The sequence below is a fragment of the bacterium genome, assembly GCA_037131655.1.
Lineage (GTDB): Bacteria > Armatimonadota > Fimbriimonadia > Fimbriimonadales > JBAXQP01 > JBAXQP01.
In genome coordinates this window covers 1-4,683 of sequence record JBAXQP010000213.1, presented here as the reverse complement: position 1 = coordinate 4,683, position 4,683 = coordinate 1, and the positions used below count along the sequence as shown (strand labels likewise).

Here is a 4,683-nt window from a genome sequence, read left to right as displayed (position 1 = left end):
TAATAAGGGCGGTACTTAGTGCCGCCCTTTATTATATTGAAGTCGAGGACTTACGGGGAACCCGTACAGAAGTTGGTGATGACCTCGTTGAAGTCGAAGTCATCCACTTAATCTAATCCTACCCGTTCACTTCGGCATCGAGTTTTCTTAAGAACTCTAATGCTTTGGGGGATTCGGCGGGGAAGTCGGTGAAGGCGCACTCGATGGACATTCGGCCTTGGTAGTTCATCGCTTTGAGGGCTTGGAAGTATTCCAAGTGGGGATAATTGCCGCTTCCGGGGTAAAGGCGGTTGGTGTCGGCGATGTGGGCGTGCGCTAACAACTCGCCGGCGGTCATGACTTCATAGGGCGACTCACCTACTTCATGCATGTGATAGAGGTCGGCTAGCACTTTTATATTGGGGTGGTTGACTTCATTAGCAACATTCACTGCTTCTGCGATAGTGTTAATAATGTTAGACGACTCCCTGTTAAGAGGCTCAATAGCAATCGTCAAACCGCAGGCTTCAGCTTCCTTGCCTATGAAGCCAAGGAACGCTTTTACCTGCTCATTAGCTTTTATAATGGGGAAGCCTTTAGGTGTATTACGTGAGCCTCCGCTGCCAAACACGACCACTTGCCCTCCAAGATGCGCTATTCGTTTGAGAGCCGTGCGAAGATAGCGGCCGATGCGTTCCATATCAACCTCTGGCCCAGTTAAACGCATATCCCAAGGCAACAGGTTGTTCCACGCTTCAGGCACTATGCGGAGCTTACCAATAGCCTTAGACACCGCTTCAAACGTCTTCTCAGTCTCATCGGGCAGAACGGTTCCAACGCGCATTTCGCAGAAGTCAAACCCTGCCTCTTGCACCAGTTCCAGTTGCTCAACTGTAGCACAGCACCCCAATCGCATGATCATCCTCCCTATACCTATAGAATACCCAACAGACGCTAAAAGTGGATTATTAATGGTTATTCAGTCTAAGCTATGGCATTTGGGTAGAATCGGGCAGGGGGTTACTTAATTATGCAGCCAATCGTTCATACACTTCGGATTACTGATCAGGGGTTGCCGGCGCTTCGGTTTGTGCTTACGCAGGCAGTATCGGCGGGGAGCTTGTTACGGGTGCGTACGGATTGTTTGCCGCCTCTGTATCGGGTGGAAGTAGACCGGGTTAGTGTTGGGGGTGTTGAGCTTCCGATCCTAAGGCGGATGACGGAGGCGGATCATCGGGATCGTTTTCGTTGGGCGACTATCGTGTGTTCGTTGGCGGTGTTTAAGGCAGAATGTGATTTGCCAATAGGCGCTGAAGTGACGGTGGAGTTGCTGCCGCAGGTTTGGAGTGTCTGGTTCTTTAAGCCTGGAGTGCTGACGCCATTAGGGGGTTCGACGTGGGGGTTTGAGCTTGGCGTCGTGCCGGATATAGAGAGTGAACTGTTTACGCCTATCGCTGAGCCTGTTGCGTTTCACCTGCTTCCTTCAGAGCCTGACCACTTGGAAGCCTATCGCAAGCTCGATGGGCAGTTAATCGTTAAGCGGTTCGACCAGTGCGGCAACCCGGTTGGTGATGGGGAGTTGGCGGCTGAGGCGTCTTTAGAGCAGGGAAGCGGTCAGGTTCATATTAAGGATGTTCGGGGGCAGACAGGTCTTAGCAACGCTTTGCCGGTCGGGATGGACGATACACCTGTGTTCTTCGGTGAGTTCCATTGGCACTGTGAGTTCAGTAACGACGGTGAGCGGAAGTTGGAGGACGCCCTAAAGAGCGCACGGGACGACTTTGGTTTGGACTTTGCCGGGCCTGCCGACCACATCTCCTATCCCTATGCCTGTTATCGAAGCGAGGAGTTCACCCCTGCTCGTCAAGCTGAGATTTGCAGGCGCTTTGATGAGGTGGGGCGGTTTATTACCCTTCCAGGTGCCGAGTTGAGCGGACGATTTGGGCACTGCAATCTGCATGCGGATAGTTGGGAGACCTTCCTTAAGCTGTGGCCGAAGATTGGTGAGAAGCTGCACGCGGCATGGGTTAAATACCCTTTTGGCTACCCATTGCGCGAGTTGGCGGATCTTGGTCCAAAGGGGCGGACTTTAGTGATCCCGCACCACACTAACACTGACTCGTATATCAGCGATGGCGTGTACCGTGAGGATGGGCTGCCGTTCTGGTGTGCCATGCATTACCCCGTGCCGCCGGTTTATAATGCCCTTCGCTTAATTGAGATGAACCAGGGCAGGGGATCGTATGAGACTGAAGCGCTCGATCCCAAGTGGCACGTGCGACACGGAGGCTTTGGCGGCAGTGTGACCACCGCCCTTACTCGCGGCTATCGAGTGGGTTTTGTGGCTGGGACCGATAACCACAACGGCTGGCCCACCCGTGGCCATGACGGCTTACCTGCCGGTGTAACAGGGGTCCAAGCTGATAGCCTTGACTTGAAGTCTATCTTCAAAGCATTGCATGACCGCCGATGCTACGCCACCACCGGCGCGCGCATCGTTGCCGACGCCACCCTTAACGGCTACCCCATCGGTAGTGAACAGCGATTACCCCCCGGCGCCCCCCGCCAATTCCGCATCAGCCTAAGAGGAACTGCCTCCTGGGAATGCGTCCAAATCATCCACTGCGGCGCGGTCCTTGCCGATCTCCCCATTGAGAAAGACACTCTCGACTTTGCTGCCACCTACGAAGACACCCGCCCCGGCCGCCCCCTAGAAGACGCCTGGTACTACATCAAAGCCCGTCAAACCAATGGTCACTGCATCTGGCTCAGCCCGTTTTGGGTGGATTTAGAGGGGGAACCTGCGCTTAGATGAAGTGAGTCGGAACCCTTCAATATCGGGTACCATAGAAAGACAAATTTAATAGTTAACTAACGTTCTTTGCCGGATTGTGGGCATTTGAGCGGGTTGGCTACGTCTAATCAACGCTTTATCGCAGCAGTACCACCGGCATCGTTATTCAAGTAGGAGGCAGGCCTTGGGGGATATTATTCGTCACAAATGCTTCATCTCATATCACCATGACGACAAAGATGAAGTTATCTCGTTTGTCAACGACTTCGATAAGCCGCGCAGGTTGTTCATGCATCGTGAAGCAGGCATTATGGAGCGCGAGCTTGTCACCTGCCAAGATGACGAAGTCATTATCCGCGGTATGCGTGGGAAGTACCTTTTGGACACTCGCGTCACAATCGTCCTTCTGGGCAAAAACACCTGGGCTAGAAAGCATGTGGATTGGGAAATCGCTGCAACCCTGCGCGAAGTCGTCGTTTATGGATGCAGTGGCCTGCTAGCGATTAATCTCCCATCAGTTGCTAATCGAGTCAGCCTCCCGCCGCGACTGCAAGACAATTTGGCTGGCGAACGTTGGAACGAAGGCTATGCACGATGGCATCCCTATCCTGAAAACAAGATACATCTGGCTGACTGGATAGAAGACGCCTGGGAAGCCCGCACCCACCGCGCCCAACTAATCAACAACACCCGCCCTTTAAGAAAACGAGACGCTCCTATCAAGGATGAATAAGCATCATTTCGAATTAACAAATAAGGCCAGGAATTTTCAATTCCTGGCCTTATTGATTCATATCATCATAATCTCTCACATTTTGAACTCAAAAAGCCTCCGTTCACATCAAGCGTGGGCTTTGTTTTTGCTTAAATACGACAACGGGTACGACAACTCGTCTAGAAACCAGTGGATACTTGATGATTTACTGCCTCTTGGTTGTCTTTCCTTCGGCGTCTTTACGACCGGACTCAGCGCTGGGACACGGTGACTTCTCAGTCTTTACGGGCTTGGATGGAGGGCGCATGAACTCCTTCACCTTCGGCATAATACTCATCGTCCGTTTTATCTCGTCAAGTGGAAATTCCTCTTTCTTGCCAAAGACGAGCACGTACTTCCCCGTGTTTCCGCGGTTCGACACCTCAATACTGTACTTGCCGTGTTCAGAGTTCGCTTGGTCGAAGTCCGGCCCGAGCAAGTAGTAGTCTCCACCAAACGGCTCGTAGAAGCGTTTCCATTTGGCCTTGTCGCCATCGATCTTGGCAATGATCTTCTTGCCCAGCGATATCGTGACCTTGAAATCGCGCCGCGTATCCTTGTGGTCTGGAATGGTGAGCTGGACATATAGGCTGAAGTGGTCCTTTGTGCCTATCACATATCTTTGAGCTTTCCCTCGCAGTTCGGCGTAGAACGCCTGGGAAACCTCAGGGTTCTTGACCTCGGTTTTACTGCCCGTTACCAGATGCGGCTGGTGCGCTTCAGCAGTCACTCGGACACATATCAGTAAGATCGCAGAGCATAAAAAGGTTCTTAAACGCATTGTTTTTCTCCCAACTCATCTGACCTGCCTTCATTCTTTGAGTCAGTTTTTAAGTGACTCCTTTGTTAACCCCAAATAATATTCCCGCCGGAATAACGACCGCAGGAGCCGGCGGCTTTTAACCTAAAGCACTATGCGGTCGAAACTCATTATAACACTTAACCCGTCCTTTGACAATCACGTGTGCCTCAAGGAGCGTATCAAAAAATACCGTTACCCGTTATAAAGCCCGTCTTAACTTATGCTTCGGCGGGCTTTTTCACTTTTTACTCTACTTAAGGCTTAAAAAGTATCAATTCTATACGACAACCGGAATGGATACCAGTGGAAACACATGGGCAATAATACAGAGGATTACAAGGAATCAGGTTCAAA

The 4,683-nt window shown here is 51.6% G+C and carries 4 protein-coding genes; 2 read left to right on the top strand and 2 right to left on the bottom strand.

Annotation, left to right across the window (positions count from 1 at the left end):
- Nucleotides 1-118: 118 nt before the first annotated feature.
- Nucleotides 119-901 carry a sugar phosphate isomerase/epimerase family protein gene (locus tag WCO51_09830; GenBank protein MEI6513557.1) on the bottom strand — a complete coding sequence of 261 codons (783 nt, stop codon included), beginning with the start codon at nt 899-901 and terminating at the stop codon, nt 119-121.
- 108 nt (nt 902-1,009) lie between these two features.
- Here WCO51_09830 and WCO51_09825 point away from each other — a divergent pair, with 108 nt between their 5' ends.
- Nucleotides 1,010-2,794 carry a hypothetical protein gene (locus WCO51_09825; GenBank protein MEI6513556.1) on the top strand — a complete coding sequence of 595 codons (1,785 nt, stop codon included), beginning with the start codon at nt 1,010-1,012 and terminating at the stop codon, nt 2,792-2,794.
- Nucleotides 2,795-2,957: 163 nt separating this feature from the next.
- Nucleotides 2,958-3,506 carry a TIR domain-containing protein gene (locus WCO51_09820; GenBank protein ID MEI6513555.1) on the top strand — a complete coding sequence of 183 codons (549 nt, stop codon included), beginning with the start codon at nt 2,958-2,960 and terminating at the stop codon, nt 3,504-3,506.
- Between the two features lie 187 nt (nt 3,507-3,693).
- Here WCO51_09820 and WCO51_09815 read toward each other — a convergent pair whose 3' ends face one another.
- Nucleotides 3,694-4,257, bottom strand: coding sequence for a hypothetical protein (locus WCO51_09815; GenBank protein MEI6513554.1), 564 nt, complete (start codon nt 4,255-4,257; stop codon nt 3,694-3,696).
- Nucleotides 4,258-4,683: the final 426 nt, after the last annotated feature.